Source organism: Comamonas sp. MYb69, assembly GCF_037479315.1.
Taxonomy (GTDB): Bacteria; Pseudomonadota; Gammaproteobacteria; order Burkholderiales; family Burkholderiaceae_C; genus Comamonas.
This window is the reverse complement of the sequence record NZ_JBBGZG010000001.1, coordinates 222310-240414: the sequence shown is the minus strand read 5'-3', so window position 1 is coordinate 240414 and position 18105 is coordinate 222310. Positions and strand designations below refer to the sequence as shown.

Genomic DNA, 18105 nt, shown 5'->3' with positions numbered 1-18105 from the left:
GCGGGCGGCCCGCGCAAGCGGTGTCAAACCGACAGGTACGACTTGATATGGGCCTCGTTGGTGTTGGCGCGGTCGGTCTCGTGCACGATGCGCCCGCCCTCGATCACGAAGAGCCGGTCGGCCACATCCATCGCAAAATGCAGCACCTGCTCGGAGACGACGATGGTGATCTCGCGCATCTTGCGGATCTCGTTGAGCGCCTTGGCGATGTCCTTGATGATGGACGGCTGGATGCCCTCGGTGGGCTCGTCGAGCAGCAGCACCTTGGGGTTGGTGACCAGCGCGCGGGCAATGGCCAGCTGCTGCTGCTGCCCGCCCGAGAGGTTGCCGCCCTTGCGCCGGCGCATGTCCCACAGCACCGGGAACAGCGCGTAGATCTCATCGGGAATCTTGCGGTCGCGGGAATTTTCCAGACCGGTCTCGATGTTCTCCTCGACGCTCAGGGTCGGGAAGATCATGCGACCCTGGGGAACATAGGCAATGCCCTTGGCCACGCGCAGATAGCTCTCGTCGCGCGACACATCCTGCCCCGCAACCTGCACCGCCCCGCTCTTGAGCGGCAGCACGCCCATCAGCGCCTTGAACAAGGTGGTCTTGCCCATGCCGTTGCGGCCCATGATGGCCAGGGTCTCGTTGGGCCGGCCTTCGAAGGAGATGCCATGCAGCGCCTCGCTCTGTCCGTAGGCCACGTGGATATCGTTGACTTTCAGCATATGCGGCTCCTCAGTGGCCCAGGTAGACATCGATGACTTTGGGATCGGACTGCACGGCCTCCATCGAGCCCTCGGCCAGAATCTTGCCCTGGTGCATGACGGTGACCTTGTGCGCAATGCGGGCCACAAACTCCATGTCGTGCTCGATCACGATCACCGAGCGGCCCACGCAGATGCGCTTGAGCAGATCGGCCGTCAGCTCGCGCTCGCGCGCGCTCATGCCGGCAATCGGTTCGTCCAGCATCAGCAGCTCGGGCTCCTGCATCAGCAGCATGCCAATCTCCAGCCACTGCTTTTGCCCGTGCGACAGCAGGCCCGATTCCATCTCCAGCACATGGTCCAGGCCAATCTCCTGTGCCACCGCCTGCACGCGCTGCTGCACGGCCGGCGTGCACTGAAAGCGCAGCGCGCCAAACACCGAGCGCCCCTCGGGGTAGGACACCTCCAGGTTCTTGAAGACCGAGAGGTTCTCGTAGATCGAAGGCGTCTGGAACTTGCGGCCTATGCCCTTGCGCACGCGCAGGTACTCGTCCATGCCCGTCAGCTCCTGGTTCTGGAACTTGATGCTGCCGCTGCTGGCCTTGGTCTTGCCGCAGATCAGGTCGAGCAAGGTGGTCTTGCCCGCGCCGTTGGGGCCGATGATCACGCGCAGCTCGTTCTTATCGACATAGAGGGTCAGGTCCTCGATGGCCTTGAAGCCGTCAAAGGAGACCGTCAAACCCTCCACCGCCAGTGCGAAATCGGTATTGCTCATTGCGTGCTCCTGGTTCAGACGCCTTCGGCCGCGGGCTTGCCGGCGACCGGCTCCTGCGCTTTGCTGCTGGTGGTTGCGGGCTTGGTGCTGGCAGGGCCGGCGCCGTGGCTGGGTGTGCTGACCGGTTTGGCTGCGCGCCGGGCCAGCAGCGGCTTGACCTTGCTGGCATACAGGCCCGCCAGGCCATTGGGGAAGAACATGGTCACGACGATGAACAGGCCCGCCATGCAGAACATCCAGAGATCAGGGAAGGTCTCGGAGAAATAGGTCTTGCCAAAGTTGACCAGCAGCGCGCCGTAGACGGCCCCCACCAAGCTCATGCGGCCACCAACAGCGGCAAAGATCACCATTTCGATGGAAGGCACAATGCCGACGATCGATGGCGACATAAAGCCCACCTGCAGTGCAAACATCGCGCCACCAATGCCCGATATCGCAGCGGCCAGGCAGAACACAAAGACCTTGAACATCGACACGTCGTAGCCGGAGAAGCGCACGCGGTCTTCCTTGTCGCGCATCGCCAGCAGCAAGGTGCCCAGCTTGCTTTTCTGGATCCAGAGGCAGGCGACGACCGACAGCAGCAGCAGGCCGCAGCAGACGTAGTAGAGGATGTACTTGGCGCTGTCGGTGCGGATGTCCCAGCCCAGCATCGTGCGCAGATCGGTCATGCCGTTGACGCCGCCGGTGTAGCCCTGCTGGCCGATGATCAGCACCGTCAGGATCAGCGCCACCGCCTGGGTGATGATGGCAAAGTAGACATCGCCCACGCGGCGGCGGAACATCGCAAAACCAATGATGAAGGCCAGCAGCGCGGGCACTGCCACCACCGCAAACAACGCAAACGGCAGGTACTCGAACGGCGTCCACCACAGCGGCAGCGCGGTGAGCTGGTTCCAGTCCATGAAGTCGGGGATGCCCGGCGTGGACTGGATCGCGGTGCTGACCTTGTCCGAGGCTTCGAGCTTGAGGAACATGGCCATCGCGTAGCCCCCCAGGCCAAAGAACACGCCCTGCCCCAGGCTCAGCACACCGCCCCAGCCCCAGAGCATCACCAGGCCCACGGCCACAAACGCATAGCACAGGTACTTGCCCACCAGGTTCAGGCGGAAGATGTCCAGCCCCAGCGGCAGCAGTGCCAGCAGCACGACTGCCAGGATGGCCACATGGCCCAGGCCGGTTCGCTCCAGCCACACACGCATATCTTTCATGGTTGTCATCCTTTGCACCGGCTTTAGCGGCGCACCTTGCTGGCAAACAGACCTTGGGGCCGCAGCATCAAGACCACGACGATGAAGGACAAGGTCAGCACCTTGGCCATGGAGCCACTGAGGAAGAACTCCGTGATCGACTGCACCTGGGCAATGCCAAAGGCCGATGCCACGGTGCCCAGCAGGCTGGCGGCGCCGCCAAAGGTGACGACCAGGAACGAATCCACGATGTAGAGCGAGCCGGAGGTGGGCCCGGTCGAGCCGATGGTGGTGAAGGCCGCCCCGGCAATACCCGCCACCCCGCAGCCAATGGCAAAGGTCAGGCGGTCGGTCTTCTTGGTATTGATGCCGATGGCGTTGGCCATCACGCGGTTGCTGACCGTGGCGCGCACCCGCAGGCCCCAGCGGCTGCGGTAGAGCGCAATCAGCACGCCGGCCGTCACCAGCAGCGCCAGCGCCAGCACAAACATGCCGTTGATCGGAATGTCCAGCCCCTCACTGGGCGACCAGGAGCCCATCAGCCAGTCGGGCAGGGTGGGGCTCACCTCTTTGGGGCCGATCACCGTGCGGAACACCTGCTGCAGCCCCAGGCTCAGGCCCCAGGTGGCCAGCAGGGTATCGAGCGGGCGCTTGTACAGATGCCGTATCAACGCCCACTCAGCCAGCCAGCCCAGCACAAACGCAAACACAAAGGCCGCCACGATCGACAAGGGGAAGTAGTAAGGCATCCAGGCCGGGGCATGGGCTTCCACCAAGGTGGAGGCCATGAACACGGTGTAGGCACCGATGGTCATGAACTCGCCATGCGCCATGTTGATGACACCCATCTGGCCAAAAATAATCGCCAGGCCCAGGCCCATCAGCAGCAATACCGCAAACAGGCTGAGGCCTGCAAAGCCCTGCATCAGCCCGATATTCATCATTTCAGAAAAAGTCATGGCGCTCTCTTGTCGGGTGGTGGTCGGCGGAAATGCGGGCCAGAGGGGGAATGCCCCGGGGCCCGCTCTCGGAGTCCTGATTTACTGGTAACCCTTGGGGAAGGGATCAGGCTTGATCAGCTCGGGCGACTCGGACACCACCTTGAAAGTGCCGTCCGGCAGGCCTTGCGCAATGCGCGACTTGCTCCAGAGGTGGTGGTTGGCGTCGATCTTCACGTAGCCTTCCGGGGCAGTGTTGAGCTCAATGCCTGGCGATGCGGCCACGACCTTGTCGACATCGAAGCTGCCGGCCTTCTCGACAGCGGCCTTCCACAACCAGGGGCCGAGGTAACCGGCCTGGGTCACATCGCCGATGACCGACTTGGGGCCGTACTTGGCCTTGAAGGCCTCGACAAACTTCTTGTTGTTGGGGTTGTCCAGCGTCTGGAAGTACTTCATGCTCGAGTAGAAGCCGGCAAAGTTCTCGCCGCCAATGCCCAGCATTTCGTCCTCGGTCACCGACAGGGTCACCAGGAACTGCTTGTCGCCGGTGATGCCTGCGGCCTTGAGCTGCTTGTAGAAGGCCACGTTGGAGCCGCCCACGACAGCGGCAAAGATCAGATCGGGCTTGGCCACCTTGATCTTGTTGATCAGCGAGTTGAAGTTGGTGTTGCTGAGCGGGTAGTACTCCTCGCCGACGACCTTGCCCTTCTGGAAGGTCTCGATGTGCTTGCGTGCAATCTTCATCGAGGTGCGCGGCCAGATGTAGTCCGAGCCCACCAGGAACACCTTGGAGGCGTTCTTTTCCTTCTTGGCCCAGTCGAGGCTGTACAGAATCTGCTGGGTCGCTTCCTGGCCGGTGTAGATGACGTTCTTGCTCTGCTCCAGGCCTTCGTAGAACGTGGGGTAGTAGAGCAGGCCGTTTTCCTTCTCGAACACCGGCAGCACGGCCTTGCGCGAGGCCGAGGTCCAGCAGCCAAACACGGTGGCCACATGGTCGCTGATCAGCAGCTTCTTGGCCTTTTCAGCAAAGGTGGGCCAGTCGGAGGCGCCATCTTCCTTGATCACGCGGATCTTGCGGCCCAGCACACCGCCCATCGCATTGATCTGGTCAATGGCCAATTGCTCGGCCTGGATCGAGCCGGTCTCCGAGATCGCCATGGTGCCGGTCGAGGAGTGCAGCTGCCCGACCACCACCTCGGTATCGGTGACGGCCAGCTTGCTGGTGTTGACCTGGGCGGTCGGCGGGGTCTGGGCGCGGGCCAGCATGGGCAGACCCGCCACGCTGATGGCACCCAGGCCTTGCAAGAGACGGCGGCGGCGAAGCGACTGATGGAAATCCTGAGACATGCTTTTCTCCTCAAGTGGTTCAGCGGGCTGAACTGGTAACGGGTTGAAACCTGTAGCCACTCTAAAAGTGCGGCCGCCAAACACCCATACGTCATTTGACGTAGGCCCTGCGTAGCCACCGCGGGCTAAGCTTGTTCGCCCAATGCGCCTTGGGGTGCACCTTGCCGGCCACACCTTGCCGGCCACACCTTGCCGGCCACACCTCGCCGGCCGCACCTTGCCGGCCGCACCAGCCTTGCCGTGGCCTGAATATTGCTTAGTCTGCGGATCCCTTGCCCCCAGCGCCTGTGCGCTGCCTGTGATGACCAAGCCGTCCCAAAAGATCTTCCCGATCCGCCGCGAATACAACGCCTGGGTGGCCGACGAGACCATGGAGGACTACGCACTGCGCTATACGCCGCAAAAGGCCCGGCGCTGGAGCGAGTGGCAGCTGCTGAACACGGCGATGGGCGGGCTGTCCTTTCTGGCGCTGGAGGCGATTGGCGCGACCATCACCTTGGCCTATGGCTTTAGCAGCGCCGCCTGGGCCATTGCGGTGATGGGCATCGTCATCTTTCTGACCGCCTGGCCCATCTCGGTCTGCGCGGCGCGCTATGGGCTGGACATGGACCTGCTCACCCGGGGCGCCGGCTTTGGCTACCTGGGCTCGACCATCACCTCGCTGGTCTACGCCACCTTCACCTTTATCTTCTTTGCGCTGGAGGCGGCCATCATGGCGCTGGCCGTGCAGATGGCGCTGGGCTGGCCGCTGGTGGTCTGCTATGTGCTGTGCGCGCTGGTGGTGATACCGATGGTGCTCTATGGCGTCACCTTCATCTCCAAGCTGCAGGCCTGGACCCAGCCGCTGTGGGCCGTGATGCTGCTGGCCCCCTACCTGTGGCTGGCCTTCCAGCAGCCGCAGTTTGTGCAGGAGCTGCCGGGCCTGTCGGGCCTGACCTCGGGCAGCGCCGATTTCAACTGGCTGTATTTCGGCTCGGCCAGCACGGTGATCTTTGCGCTGATCGTGCAGGTGGGCGAGCAGGTCGATTACCTGCGCTTCATGCCGCGCAAGACGGCCTCCAACCGGGGCCGCTGGTGGTTTTGCGTGCTGATGGGTGGGCCCGGCTGGATTCTGGTGGGTGCGGCGCGCATGCTGGGCGGCGCCTACCTGGCCTATGTGGCGCTGCAGTTTGGCTCGACCGTGGCCGAGGCATCCGATCCCACCCACCTCTACCTCACCGCCTTTGGCAAGATCGTGCAGGACCCGGGCGTCGCCCTCTGGATTACGCTGGTCTTCGTCATCATGGCGCAGATCAAGATCAATGTGACCAATGCCTATGCCGGGTCGCTCGCCTGGTCGAACGTGTTCTCGCGCCTCACCCGCAGCCACCCCGGCCGCGTCGTGTGGCTGGTCTTCAACGTGATGATCGCGATGCTGATCATGACCTTGGGCGTGTTCAGCGCGCTGGAGAAGGTGCTGGGCATCTACAGCAATATCGCAGTCGCCTGGGTCGGCGCGCTGGTGGCCGATCTGGTCATCAACAAGCCGCTGGGCCTGAGCCCGACGGGCACCGAGTTCCGCCGCGCCTACCTGCATGACCTCAACCCCGTCGGCCTGGGCGCCATGGGCATTGCCGCGCTGGCCGCCGGCATTGCCTACAGCGGCCTGCTGGGCGAGCTGGCCAGCGCCTTTGCGCCCTATATCGCGCTGGCCATTGCGCTTTTGGTATCGCCGCTGCTGGCCTGGGCCACCGGCGGGCGCTGGTACATCGCCCGCCAGCCCGCGCAGTTCGAGGCCGCGCAGCTGCAGTGCGCCGTCTGCCAGAACCAGTTCGAGCGCGCCGACATGGCCGCCTGCCCCGCCTATGGCGCGCCGATCTGCTCGCTGTGCTGCTCGCTCGATTCGCGCTGCCATGACCGCTGCAAGCCCAGCACCGCGCGCGCCCAGGTGCAGTGGCGCAGCCTCTATGAAAGCCTGCTGCCCCAGCGCATCCAGCGCAGCATCAACTTCCGGCTGGCCTCCTATGCGGGCACGGTGCTGCTGCTGACCAGCCCCATGGCGCTGGCCCTGTTCGTGGTCTATATGCAGCAAAGCCTCTCGCCCGGGCAGACGGATCTGCGCTGGGCCTTTGTGCGCGCGTTCTCGCTGCTGGCGCTGCTGTGCGCGCTCTACGCCTGGTGGCTGGTGCTGGCCAAGGACAGCCGGCGCATGGCGCGTGAGGAGTCCGAGCGCCAGACGCAGATGCTGATGCAGGAGATCGAGGCCCACCAGCGCACCGATGCCCAGCTGCAGGCCGCCAAGGAGCATGCCGAGGCGGCCAACCAGGCCAAGTCACGCTATGTGGCCGGCATGGCCCATGAGCTGCGCACGCCGCTGACCAGCATCCTGGGCTATGCCCAGCTGCTGCTGCGGCGTAGCGACCTGCCCGGCCCCGCGCACGAGAACATCAGCACCATGCTGCACAGCGGCCAGCATATGCATTCGCTGATCGATGAGCTGCTGGACCTGGCACGCATCGAGGCCGGGCGCCTGCGGCTGGACCCGGCGCCGCTGCAGTTCCCCGAGTTTTTGGAGGCCGTTAACCGCATGGTGCGGCCGCAAGCCGAGGCCAAGGGCCTGCAGTTCGAGCTGCAGACGCAGGGCCGCATTCCAGCCTGGGTGCGGGCGGATGCCAAGCGCCTGCGCCAGATTCTGATCAACCTGCTGGGCAATGCCATCCGCTTTACCGACAGCGGCAGCATCCGCCTGCAGGTGGACTGCCACAGCGATGTGGTGCGCTTTGACATCCGCGACACCGGCATCGGCATCGCGCCGCAGGACCATGAGCGCATCTTCATGCCCTTTGAGCGCGGCAGCGCCGGGCGCCGCGCCGCCAGCACCGGCACCGGCCTGGGCCTGACCATCACCCGCATGCTGACCTTGCTGATGGGTGGGGAGCTGAGCCTGCAGAGCACGCCCGGCCAGGGCAGCACGTTCTCGGTGCGCCTGTACCTGAGCGAGGTACACAACCCGCCGCGCGCACTGGCCGGCCAGCCCCAGGCCCGGCCCTTTATCGGCGGCTACCTGGGCCCGCGCAGAACCCTGCTGCTGGTCGACGACCAGCCCATCCACCGCCAGCTGATCGCCGGCGTGCTGATCCCGCTGGGCTTTACAGTACTGGAGGCGGCCAGCGGCCAGGAATGCCTGGAGGTCATCCGCGACACGCCGCCCGATGCCATCTTGCTGGACCTGAGCATGGATGACCTGAGCGGCTGGCAGACCGCTGCGCTGGTGCGCCAGCAGTACAGCGCTGTGCACCTGCCCATCGTCATTGTCTCGGCCGACCTGTTCGAGAACCAGCCCGAGCAGCTCGAGCGCGCCGGCTGCCAGGCCTTTGTCGGCAAGCCGGTGCTGGAGTCCGAGCTGATGGACACGCTGGCCTGGCTGCTGAAGCTCGAATGGATAGAAGACATGGCCACTGGCTCGGCTGGCTCGGCCAGCTCAGCGGCCACGCCCCCCGCAGCGCCGCCACCTGCGCCGCAGGAGCCGCCCCTGCCGCCGGATCTGCAGTCGGACATCACGCGCCTGGCGCGCTTTGGCGATGGCGCCGGCCTGCGCAAACTGCTGGCGGCCGCCCAGGCCAGCCACCCCCAATCGCGCGGCACGCTGCAGGCCCTCGATGCCGCTGCCCAGCGCTTTGACTTTCCCCTCATTCTGGAGAGCCTCGGGCCTGCAGGGCCTGCGGACCGCTGACCATGCCCACTTTCACGCCCCATGCCGGTGTTGTCCTCGTCGTGGACGATGCCGTCGAGACCCTGGGATTTCTCTGCGACGCGCTCAGTCAGCAGGACTACACCGTGCTGGTCGCCCGCAATGCGGCCGAGGCGCTGGAGCGCCTGGAGATCGCCACGCCGGACGCCGTGCTGCTCGACTGCGTGATGCCCGGCGAGAGCGGCTTTTCGCTGTGCCGCAAGATCAAGGCCCACTCGGCCTGGGCCCATGTGCCGGTCATCTTCATGACCGGGCTGTCGGAGACCGACCATATCGTCGAGGGCTTTGCCTGCGGCGGCGTGGACTATGTCGTCAAACCGCTGAAGCTGCCCGAGGTGCTGGCGCGCCTGGCCCGCCATATGCACAACGCCCATGTGGGCCGCATGGCCCAGGCCGCGGTCGATGTGGCCGGCATGGGCGTGGTGGTGCTCGACCGCCAGGGGCGCCTGGCCTGGCGCTCACCGCAAGCGGCGCTGTGGCTGGAGCAGGCCTTTGGCGCCAGTGCGGCAGCGGCAACGGCCTGGTTGCAGTCGGCCTGGGATACGGCGGCCCAGCACCCGCTGGGCAGCGGCAGCCTGCTGGCCCAGTCGGTGGGCGAAGTGGGCATTGGCGAGCGTATGCTGGTGCTGCGCCTGGGCCATGAGGGCCTGCGCGCCAGCACCCAACGCCTGCAGGACGCGGCGCTGACCCCGCGCGAGACGGAAGTGCTGGGCTGGCTGGCCAAGGGCAAGACCAACCGCGACATTGCGCAGATCCTGGGCATGAGCCCGCGCACCGTCAACAAGCACCTGGAGCATGTGTTTGAAAAGCTCGGCGTGGAGACCCGTGCTGCGGCGGCAGCCATCGTCAGCGGGTCGTTGGCGGCGTAAGCTCGGTGAAAGCCACAGGAAGGCTACGGATATTGCTTGGCTTGAAAGCCCCTGGTTGCGGGCCAAACGGCTTGCGCCAGCGCAAATAAATGTCCATCACTGCCTCTGGGCGCACGACATTTCGCCCAAGGCTTACGACATTTCAACTATCAATATTGATAGCAGCCCTGATAAACCGTGGTTGAGCCGGGCGGCCATTTGGCTTTAAGTTCGCGAAAAAAGCCTTTGTCAAAAACTCGAAACACTCAGGAAAAACAAGGGTTTACCTTAGAAAAAACCCCAGTCTGTTCTCGTTAGGATGGCACTCTTTTTCCCATTCAAGAGAGACAAGCCGTTATGAACAAGATGATGCAATGGACTGCACTGGCCCTGGCGGCCGCTACCGCCACCGGCGCCTATGCCGACGCCTCCTACCCCAACAAGCCCATCACCATCGTCGTGCCGTTCACCGCTGGCGGCCCCACCGACCGCGTGGCACGCGACCTGGCCGAAGCACTGCGCAAGCCCCTCAACGGCGTGACCGTGGTCATCGACAACGCCGACGGCGCAGGCAGCACCATCGGCATGGCCAAGGCCGCACGCGCCAAGCCAGACGGCTACACGCTGCTGCTCAACCACATCGGCGTGGCCACGGCCCCCATCCTCTACCGCAAGCTGTCCTTCGATGTGACCAAGGACTTCGAATACCTGGGCATCATCAACGACGTGCCGATGACCCTGGTCGGCAAGCCCACCCTGGCACCGAACAACTACAAGGAACTGGCCGCCTACCTGAACAAGGAAAAGGACAAGGTCAACCTGGCCAATGCCGGTATCGGTTCTGCCTCGCACCTGTGCGGCCTGCTGCTGCAAAGCACCCTGAAGATCCCGCTGACCGCCGTGCCATACAAGGGCGCCGCTCCGGCGATTGCCGACCTGATGGGCAACCAGGTCGATGTGCTCTGCGACCAGACCACCAACACCACCGGCCAGATTGAGGGCAAGAAGGTCAAGGCCTATGCCGTGACCACCAACAAGCGCCTGACCACGCCATCGCTCAAGGACCTGCCGACCCTGCAGGAAGAAGGCCTGAACGGCTTTGAAGTGACGATCTGGCACGGCCTGTACGCCCCCAAGGGCACGCCGGCCGACATCCTGAAAAAGGTCAACGACGCGCTGAAGGTCGCCTTGAAGGACCCCGAGTTCATCAAGAAGTCCGAAAACCTGAGCGCCGTGGTCGCCACCGACCAGCGCATCACGCCCGAAGGCCACAAGGCCTTTGTGCAGGCCGAGATCGCCAAGTGGACGCCGATCATCAAGGCCGCCGGCACCTTCGCCGACTGATCCTCAGCCCCCATGCAAAAAGACTGCCTCGGCAGTCTTTTTTCGTTGGCGTGAGAACGTTGCTGAGCGATCAACCGCCCCAGACCACATCGGCCTGCTCGGCCGCACTGCGGCGCAGCATCTCGATAAAGGGCACCGCCCGCTGCTTGAGGCCGACGCTGGCCTTCACATCCTGGCCATCGGCGTCTTCGGGGTCCTGGTCCAGATCCTGGGTTTTTGCCGCCTGCGCGCGCTCGTCCTCAGCGGCCACGGCGGCCTGGAGCGCAGCAATGGCCTGCGGAATCTGGTCGGTGGTGATGATGCCGCGTGGCGAGGCGTCCTTGCCGATGATCTGCAGCACCTTGCGGGCATCGGGCTCGAGCATGATCATGTCTGCAGTGGCCTGAGATTTGAATTTGAATAGCACGGTGCGCTCCTTATCGATACATATAGTCCCGGGTGAACGGGTATTGTGATTGTGCACCAGGCATGGTCCCTGTCGTCATCGATCTATCGGGCATGACAGCCAGCATCTGGTGCAGCGCCACCCAGCCATGCTCAAAACCGGTGGCGCAACCGGCCAGGTAGAGGCGGTAGGCGCGCAGCGTTTTGGCCGCCTGCGCGGGGTTGCCCTTGTGTGAGAGGATGGCCAGCGCCTCACCCAGCTGCGCCTCCAGCGCATCGGACCAGGCCCACAAGGTCTTGGCGTAATGGGGGCGCAGGTTGTCGGTGTCTACCATCTCCCAGCCGGCATGGGCCATCTCTTCGAGCACGGCGCTGACATGGATCAGCTCGCCGCCAGGGAAGATGTATTTCTCGATGAAATCGCCCATGCCCGCGCCCAGCTGTTCGTTGTCGGTGCCGCCAGCGGTGATGCCGTGGTTCATCAGCAAGCCGCCGGGCTTGATCAGGCGCTTGAGCACGCTGAAGTACTCCTGCATATGCGCGCGGCCCACATGCTCGAACATGCCTACCGAGGCGAGCTTGTCAAAAGGCTGGTCCACCTGCAGCTGGCGGTAGTCGCTCAGCAGCATCCGGACGCGGCCTTGCAGGCCTTTTTGTTCGATCAGCCGGTTGACATAGGCATGCTGGTTCTTCGACAAGGTGATGCCGGTGCCCTCGATGCCGTAGTGCTCGGCCGCCCACAAGAGCAGGCCGCCCCAGCCAGCGCCCACATCCAGAAAACGCTCGCCGGGCTGCAGCCGCAGCTTGCGGCAGATCAGATCGAGCTTAGCCTCCTGCGCCTGCGCCAGGCTGTAGCCAGGCTCGGCATAGTAGGCGCAGGAGTAGACGCGGCGCGGGTCCAGCCACAGGCCGTAGAAGTCGTCCGAGACGTCGTAGTGGAACTGGATCTGCTCGGAATCCTTGGTCAAGGTATGGAGCGCTGCCGAGCGGGAGCGCGCCAGCAGCCGGCTCCACCAGGTCGAGCGTGCGGCCACCGGGTCGGCGGGCATCAAGGCCACCGCTGCGGCCATGGCATCGCGCATCGTGCCTTCGATCTCGACATGGCCCTCGACGATGGCCGCGCCGACCACCCCCACATCGCCCGCCGCCAGCGAGGCCAGCGCCGCCGCATTGTGGCAACGGATACGTACTTGCGCCTGGTCCGGCGGACCGATCCATCCGCCCTGGGGCATGGAGATGGCAACCAACACTGGCAAACCCGCCAGCTTCTCTTCGAGCTTGGACTGCAGGATATTCATGCCACTTATTGTGTGACGCCGCTCCGCGCCGTCAATGGCATTTGTCTGACACACCTACTGACAGCATATGTATAAAAGATACAGCGAGCAGCGCCGATCAAGCGCGCTTAGCATTGCCCAGCGACCATGTCCACATCCCTGCCCTCCGACCCGACCATCCCTTCAAACCCCGCGATTTTGCAGGGTTTGGCCGCGCTGCAAGCGCGCTTTCCAGACCATGACTGGGTGGTGCTGCAAGCCGACCCGGATGCCTGCCATGTCTGGCGCCTGGCGCCGCAAAACGCGTCACCTATTCGACACGATCTGCCACTGGGCTATGGCCAATTGGCAACACAGTACCTGAGCCGCGCATCGGCAGGGGCCGGCCAGGTGGAGCAGGTGATTGAGCTGGTGGAGGACCAGATCATGCCGCTGACCCGCAGCTGGCCAGCGCCGGGGCCCCAGCTGGCTTTGCTGTGCCGCGCGCCGGACATGGCAGCGCTGGCGGCGCAGCTGCACGATCCGCAAGCTGCCCTGCAGACGACCGACGCCATCGAGCAGCTGTTCAACCGCTATGCCCAGTACATGATGGGCGGCAGCCACGGCGGCCTGCAGCTGACGCCAGCGCAGGCGGCGCTGTTGATCTTGCTGCGCGAATGCCTGCACCACTGGGGCTGCCAGCAGGTCGCGCTGCAGGTCGCTCTAGAGGTCGCTCCGCCTGAGGTCAGCGCGCCTCGCGGCTGAGGCCATCGACGGTCTGGAACAGCGCCTGCCGCGCCTGGCTGATGATCTGCCCCTTCCAGGCCACGCTCTCGTCGTAGAAGGCTTCGCGCATCTGCTGGTGGATGGCGGCTTGCTGGTCTGCCGGCGCCTCGGGGTGCTGGTGCAGCCAGTGGTCGGCGCGCAAGGCATCCAAGGTGGCATGCACGGGCAGCACACCGTACTCCAGGGCCATGCCGGTAAAGGCGGCCTGCGGGCATTCCTGCGCCACGCTGTTCCACAGCAAGCCGGTCAGCGGCGGCGACGAGGAGCTGCCATCGTCCAGCGAGGTGACTGGCGTGGCACCAGCGCCATCCCACCAGCGGCGCGCCCGCGCCAGCATGGCCGCATCGCCGGGCGGGCCGGTAAAGATGCGCTCGCCATAGCCATTGGGGCCCAGGCCGGTGTGCACGTCGATCCAGGCAATCTGGCGCGCCTGGCTGCCGTGCTGGCGCAGCACCTGGCGCAGGGTCTGGTTGCTCCAGGTGGGGGCCTGGCCGCCAAAGAACACGCCTTGCGGATGGCGGTACTGGCCCTGGGCGACCGCGGCCTGCCAGGCCTTGAGGCCATGCGCGTCGATAAAGTCCTGCATCGCCTGCTGCACCTGGGCCGTGGGCGGCCACTGGGCGGGCACGATCACGTCGTGCAGTTGGTCATAAGCCGGGTTGCCCGGCAGCGGCTGGGAGAAATCGACAAAGTTGCGGTTCAGGTCGACGTTCTCCTGCGTCACCCGCCGGCCGTAGGAAAAGCCATGGGGGTTGAGCGCATGCACATAGAGCACGGCCACGCCGGCGTTGCGTGCCTTGTCCAACCACTCGGCATCGCGCAGCGCATGGACCTGCACGCCGCTGCCGCAGTAGCCTTCGATGCCATGGCAGGCGCTGCTGAGGATCAGCAGCTGGTCGGCGTCCATCGCGCCATCGCGGGCCACATCCATGGCCAACGCTTCGCCCTCTACCCCGGTCAACGGATGGGGCTGGGACTGCAGCGCCAGGCCGGCGGAGGCGGCGGCCTCGAGAAACTGCTGGCGTGCTGCAGCATAGCTGGCTGAAAAGGCTTGTTCTACGGCGCTCATGCGGCGATACCTCCGTGGCGGATGTCGGCATTGACCATGCGCTCGACCTGCACCGCACAGTCATAAAAGGACGGTGCGCGTCCGATATCGGTCAGTTGCTGGTGGGTCAGCTCGTTGACGTTGGTGCCATTGGGCCCGTCCTTGCGCCACCAGATGCCCAGCCCCACCACCACGCCGGGCCGGGCGCGGCCATTGATGCTGGCATGGCAGACATGCTCGCCCCGGGTGTTGAAGACGCGCACCAGATCGCCATCGGCAATCTCGCGGCTTTGCGCATCGCTGGGGTGCATCTCCAGCATCGGGCGCACTTCGGCACTGCGCAGCTTGCGCACATTGACGAAGGTGGAATTGAGAAAGTTGCGCGCCGGCGGCGAGATCATCGCCAGCGGATGGCTGGCCGTAGGCAGCTCATGGTTGGGCAGGTAGTCGGGCAAGGGGTTGATGCCTATGGCCTCCAATGCCGCACTGTGGAACTCGCACTTGCCCGAGGGCGTCGCAAAGCCGCCCTCGGCAAAAGGGGCGTCGGGCAGGTCCTGCGCGACAAAGCCCTGGTCCAGCAGCTGCTCAAACGGGATGCGCGTGGGGTCGACCGCCTGGCGGCACAGTTCCTCGTCGCTGTCGGCAAAATGCGGCGCGGCAAAGGCACTGTCGTAGCGCGCCATTTGGGCCGCCAGGTCGCGGAAGATCTGCGCATTGCTGCGCGCCTGGCCCAGCGGCGCAATGGCCGGGCGGTTGAGCAGCACATCGGTATGGCCGTAGCTGGTGTGGATGTCCCAGTGCTCGAGCTGGCTGGTGGCGGGCAGCACATAGTCGGCATAGTCGGCCGTGTCGGTCATGAAGTGCTCCAGCACCACGGTGAACAGATCCTCGCGGGCAAAGCCCTGGACCACCTTGGCCGAATCGGGGGCGACGGCTACCGGGTTGCTGTTGTAGCAGATGAGCGCAGCAATCTGCGGGCCAAACTCGGCGCTGGCGGGCTTGAGCAGCGCATCGCCAATCGTGCTCATGTTGACGGTGCGGGGCTGGCGCGCGCCCAAGAGCGCCGGCATCTGCAGCGCCCCCCGGCGCGCCGGGGCTGACGAGGAGCTCGACAGCAGCAGGCCGCCTGCGCGGTGGCGCCAGGCGCCGGTGAGCGCTGGCAGGCAGGCGACGGCCCGCACCGCATTGCCGCCGCCGCGCGCACGCTGCATGCCGTAGTTCAGGCGAATGGCCGCCCGCTCGGTCGTGCCATAGTCGCGCGCCAGGCTGCGGATCTGCGCGGCATCGATGCCGCAGACCTGGGCGGCGCGCTCGGGCGGCCACTGCAAGGCACGTTCCTTCAGCGCATCCCAGCCCAGCGTGTGCTGGGCGATGTAGTCGTGGTCCAGCCAGTCGTTGGCGATCAGCTCATGCATCAAGGCCAGCGCCAATGCCGCATCGGTGCCGGGCAGCAGCTGCAGGTGCTCATGGCATTTGTCGGCGGTCTCGCTCTTGCGCGGATCGATGCAGACCAGCTTGGCGCCATGGCGCTTGGCCTCCATCGCATAGCGCCAGAAATGCAGGTTGCTGCCAATGCTGTTGCTGCCCCAGATGAGGATCAGCCGGCTCTCGGCAAAAAACTGCACCCGCATGCCCAGCTTGCCGCCATAGGTGTGCAGCAAGGCCTCCGAGCCCGCGCTGGCGCAGATGGTGCGGTCCAGCAGCGAGGCGCCCAGCTGGTGGAAAAAGCGCCGGTCCATGCTCTCACCCTGCACCAGGCCCATGGTGCCGGCATAGCTGTAGGGCAGGATGGCCTGCGGATCGGTTTGCGCAATGCGGTGCAGCCGCGCGCTGATATCGGCCAGCGCCTCGTCCCAGCCCACCGGCTGGAACTGGCCGCTGCCCTTGGGCCCCACCCGCTTCATCGGCTGCAGTACGCGGTCTTCGTGGTAGCTGCGCTCGGTGTACTTGCTCACCTTGGCGCAGAGCACGCCGCCGGTATGCCCATGCGCGGGATTGCCACTGACCTTGGTGGCTATGCCATCGACCACCGTGGTGACCAGCGAGCAGGTGTCGGGGCAGTCATGGGGGCAGGCCCCCAAAACGGTAGTGGTGGCAGCGGAGGTGGTCATGGCAGTGGCGGCGCCCAGACGGGCGCAAAATCGGGGGGAGAGTTGTGCTGCACATGGTAGCGCCAGATGGCAGGGGCTGGGGTCGCGTGCAGCAGGTTTTCGAGCGGGGCCCAGGCCCAGGGTTATTCCCAAGACATTTCAGCGCAGGGGCGCCCGGCTTTGCTGCACCATAGAGGGCTTGGCACGCCGCCCGCCCATGCCTTGGCCCCGCAGGCGCCGCCAGACAGATACACCCCCATGTAGCCAACAGGATTTTCCATGAAGCTGATTGATTCCATCGTGGCCGAAGCGGCCAGCATCGCCCAGATCCGCAAAGACATCCACGCCCACCCGGAGCTGTGCTTTGAAGAAGTGCGCACGGCCGATCTGGTGGCAGCCAAGCTGACGGAATGGGGCATTCCGATCCACCGCGGCCTGGGCACCACCGGCGTGGTCGGCATCGTGCACGGCAAGGATGGCGGCGCCAGCGGCCAGGCCGTGGGCCTGCGCGCCGATATCGATGCGCTGCCGATGCAGGAGTCCAACACCTTTGACCACGCCAGCCGCCATGCCGGCAAGATGCACGCCTGCGGCCATGACGGCCACACCGCGATGCTGCTGGCCGCTGCCAAGCACTTCTCCAAGTTCCGCGATTTTGACGGCACGGTCTACCTGATCTTCCAGCCCGCCGAAGAAGGCGGTGGCGGCGCGCGCGAGATGATCAAGGATGGCCTGTTCGAGAAATTCCCGATGCAGGCGGTGTTTGGCATGCACAACTGGCCCGGCATGGCCGCCGGCAACATGGCTGTCAGCCCCGGCCCGGTGATGGCCTCCAGCAACGACTTCAAGATCACCATCACCGGCAAGGGCGGCCACGGCGCGATGCCGCACATGGGCAATGACCCCGTGCCGATCGCCTGCCAGATCGTGACGGCCTTCCAGACCATCATCACCCGCAACAAAAAGCCGCTCGATACCGGCGTGATCTCCGTCACGATGATCCACGGCGGCGAAGCCAACAACGTGATCCCCGACCGCGTGGAGCTGCAAGGCACGGTGCGCACCTTCCGCACCGAAGTGCTGGACCTGATCGAAGCGCGCATGCGCCAGGTGGCCGAAGGCTGCTGCGCGATGAACAACGCCCAGTGCGAGTTCCACTTCAACCGCAACTACCCCGCCACCGTCAACAGCGCCCCCGAAGCCGAGTTCGCCCGCCAGGTGATGATCGACATCATCGGCGCCGATAAGGTGAAAGCGCAAGAGCCCACGATGGGCGCCGAAGACTTCTCCTTCATGCTGCAAGCCAAGCCCGGCGCCTACTGCTTCATCGCCAACGGCGAAGGCGACCACCGCGCCATCGGCCACGGCGGCGGCCCCTGCACCCTGCACAACCCCAGCTACGACTTCAACGACGACCTAATCCCCCTGGGCGCCACCTACTGGGTAGAGCTGGCCACCAAGTGGCTGGCCCAAGCGAAGAAATAGGCGAAGCCAGACCAGCGAATCAAAAACAAAAAAAGCGCCCGAGCAAGACCCGGGCGCTTTTTCGTTGAAACACAGCTGAAACCACCCCGCCCCACCCAGGCACCACCTGCCATCAACCGGTATGCCAGAGTGGGCACAAGAAGCAAGCGCAGCACCCACGCCACTACCCCAACGCCGAGATAGGGCTTGAGA

General features: G+C 64.9%; 15 protein-coding genes. 5 read left to right on the top strand and 10 right to left on the bottom strand.

All coding sequences use genetic code 11. The features are described 5' to 3' along the window. Window positions 1-23: 23 nt before the first annotated feature. The 5 genes from urtE to urtA form a co-directional block, all read right to left on the bottom strand. Window positions 24-713, bottom strand: a complete 690-nt coding sequence (gene urtE, locus WH303_RS01010) for an urea ABC transporter ATP-binding subunit UrtE (protein WP_116926172.1) — start codon at window positions 711-713, stop codon at window positions 24-26. Between the two features lie 10 nt (window positions 714-723). After that, window positions 724-1467: an urea ABC transporter ATP-binding protein UrtD gene (gene urtD / locus WH303_RS01005; protein ID WP_021028661.1), complete on the bottom strand. Its 744-nt coding sequence runs from the start codon at window positions 1465-1467 to the stop codon at window positions 724-726. A gap of 14 nt (window positions 1468-1481) precedes the next feature. Beyond that, on the bottom strand, window positions 1482-2666 hold the full coding sequence (gene urtC / locus WH303_RS01000; RefSeq protein ID WP_445228081.1) for an urea ABC transporter permease subunit UrtC: 1185 nt from the start codon (window positions 2664-2666) through the stop codon (window positions 1482-1484). Window positions 2667-2698: 32 nt separating this feature from the next. Then, entirely contained in the window at window positions 2699-3613 is a 915-nt protein-coding gene (gene urtB / locus WH303_RS00995) for an urea ABC transporter permease subunit UrtB (RefSeq protein ID WP_182344788.1), read from the bottom strand. 81 nt (window positions 3614-3694) lie between these two features. Further along, window positions 3695-4942, bottom strand: coding sequence for an urea ABC transporter substrate-binding protein (gene urtA / locus WH303_RS00990; protein WP_339516226.1), 1248 nt, complete (start codon window positions 4940-4942; stop codon window positions 3695-3697). A 301-nt stretch (window positions 4943-5243) separates the two neighbouring features. Here urtA and WH303_RS00985 point away from each other — a divergent pair, with 301 nt between their 5' ends. From WH303_RS00985 to WH303_RS00975, 3 genes are all read left to right on the top strand, one after another. After that, the gene (locus WH303_RS00985; RefSeq protein ID WP_339516224.1) at window positions 5244-8654 is read left to right on the top strand and encodes a hybrid sensor histidine kinase/response regulator; all 3411 of its coding nucleotides are present in this window, start codon (window positions 5244-5246) and stop codon (window positions 8652-8654) included. Window positions 8655-8656: 2 nt separating this feature from the next. Further along, complete coding sequence (locus WH303_RS00980; RefSeq protein ID WP_339516222.1) at window positions 8657-9541, top strand: response regulator; 885 nt, start codon at window positions 8657-8659, stop codon at window positions 9539-9541. 336 nt (window positions 9542-9877) lie between these two features. Further along, window positions 9878-10864, top strand: a complete 987-nt coding sequence (locus WH303_RS00975; RefSeq protein ID WP_339516220.1) for a tripartite tricarboxylate transporter substrate-binding protein — start codon at window positions 9878-9880, stop codon at window positions 10862-10864. A gap of 70 nt (window positions 10865-10934) precedes the next feature. On the opposite strand, the gene WH303_RS00970 is transcribed toward WH303_RS00975, so the two are convergent. Both WH303_RS00970 and WH303_RS00965 read right to left on the bottom strand, forming a co-directional pair. After that, window positions 10935-11270 carry a DUF1840 domain-containing protein gene (locus WH303_RS00970; protein ID WP_116926167.1) on the bottom strand — a complete coding sequence of 112 codons (336 nt, stop codon included), beginning with the start codon at window positions 11268-11270 and terminating at the stop codon, window positions 10935-10937. Between the two features lie 10 nt (window positions 11271-11280). Next, window positions 11281-12546 (bottom strand): class I SAM-dependent methyltransferase, encoded by a 1266-nt coding sequence (locus WH303_RS00965; protein ID WP_339516217.1) that lies wholly within the window; start codon window positions 12544-12546, stop codon window positions 11281-11283. Between the two features lie 126 nt (window positions 12547-12672). On the opposite strand from WH303_RS00965, the gene WH303_RS00960 reads away from it, so the two are divergent. Further along, entirely contained in the window at window positions 12673-13269 is a 597-nt protein-coding gene (locus tag WH303_RS00960; protein ID WP_339516215.1) for a hypothetical protein, read from the top strand. On the opposite strand, the gene WH303_RS00955 is transcribed toward WH303_RS00960, so the two are convergent. Both WH303_RS00955 and WH303_RS00950 read right to left on the bottom strand, forming a co-directional pair. Continuing rightward, window positions 13250-14359 carry a M14 family metallopeptidase gene (locus WH303_RS00955; RefSeq protein WP_339516213.1) on the bottom strand — a complete coding sequence of 370 codons (1110 nt, stop codon included), beginning with the start codon at window positions 14357-14359 and terminating at the stop codon, window positions 13250-13252. The genes WH303_RS00960 and WH303_RS00955 overlap by 20 nt on opposite strands. Further along, complete coding sequence (locus WH303_RS00950) at window positions 14356-16449, bottom strand: molybdopterin-containing oxidoreductase family protein (protein WP_339516211.1); 2094 nt, start codon at window positions 16447-16449, stop codon at window positions 14356-14358. Before WH303_RS00950 ends, WH303_RS00955 begins: the two co-directional genes overlap by 4 nt. Before the next feature lie 258 nt (window positions 16450-16707). Between WH303_RS00950 and WH303_RS00945 the strand changes: the two genes are divergently transcribed. After that, entirely contained in the window at window positions 16708-17913 is a 1206-nt protein-coding gene (locus WH303_RS00945) for a M20 aminoacylase family protein (RefSeq protein WP_339516209.1), read from the top strand. Here the strand turns inward: WH303_RS00945 and WH303_RS00940 are convergent. Continuing rightward, window positions 17865-18105, bottom strand: a 241-nt coding sequence (locus WH303_RS00940; RefSeq protein ID WP_339516207.1) for a hypothetical protein, incomplete at its 5' end; no start/stop codon positions are given. The two genes, WH303_RS00945 and WH303_RS00940, sit on opposite strands and share 49 nt — an antisense overlap.

Coding starts and splice junctions, on each gene's coding strand:
- urtD (WP_021028661.1), bottom strand. CDS start 1,467: ATGAGCAATACCGATTTCGCACTGGCGGTGGAGGGTTTGACGGTCTCC.
- WH303_RS00965 (WP_339516217.1), bottom strand. CDS start 12,546: ATGAATATCCTGCAGTCCAAGCTCGAAGAGAAGCTGGCGGGTTTGCCA.
- WH303_RS00975 (WP_339516220.1), top strand. CDS start 9,878: ATGAACAAGATGATGCAATGGACTGCACTGGCCCTGGCGGCCGCTACC.
- urtE (WP_116926172.1), bottom strand. CDS start 713: ATGCTGAAAGTCAACGATATCCACGTGGCCTACGGACAGAGCGAGGCG.
- WH303_RS00985 (WP_339516224.1), top strand. CDS start 5,244: ATGACCAAGCCGTCCCAAAAGATCTTCCCGATCCGCCGCGAATACAAC.
- WH303_RS00960 (WP_339516215.1), top strand. CDS start 12,673: ATGTCCACATCCCTGCCCTCCGACCCGACCATCCCTTCAAACCCCGCG.
- WH303_RS00945 (WP_339516209.1), top strand. CDS start 16,708: ATGAAGCTGATTGATTCCATCGTGGCCGAAGCGGCCAGCATCGCCCAG.
- WH303_RS00955 (WP_339516213.1), bottom strand. CDS start 14,359: ATGAGCGCCGTAGAACAAGCCTTTTCAGCCAGCTATGCTGCAGCACGC.
- WH303_RS00980 (WP_339516222.1), top strand. CDS start 8,657: ATGCCCACTTTCACGCCCCATGCCGGTGTTGTCCTCGTCGTGGACGAT.
- WH303_RS00950 (WP_339516211.1), bottom strand. CDS start 16,449: ATGACCACCTCCGCTGCCACCACTACCGTTTTGGGGGCCTGCCCCCAT.
- urtB (WP_182344788.1), bottom strand. CDS start 3,613: ATGACTTTTTCTGAAATGATGAATATCGGGCTGATGCAGGGCTTTGCA.
- urtA (WP_339516226.1), bottom strand. CDS start 4,942: ATGTCTCAGGATTTCCATCAGTCGCTTCGCCGCCGCCGTCTCTTGCAA.
- urtC (WP_445228081.1), bottom strand. CDS start 2,666: ATGCGTGTGTGGCTGGAGCGAACCGGCCTGGGCCATGTGGCCATCCTG.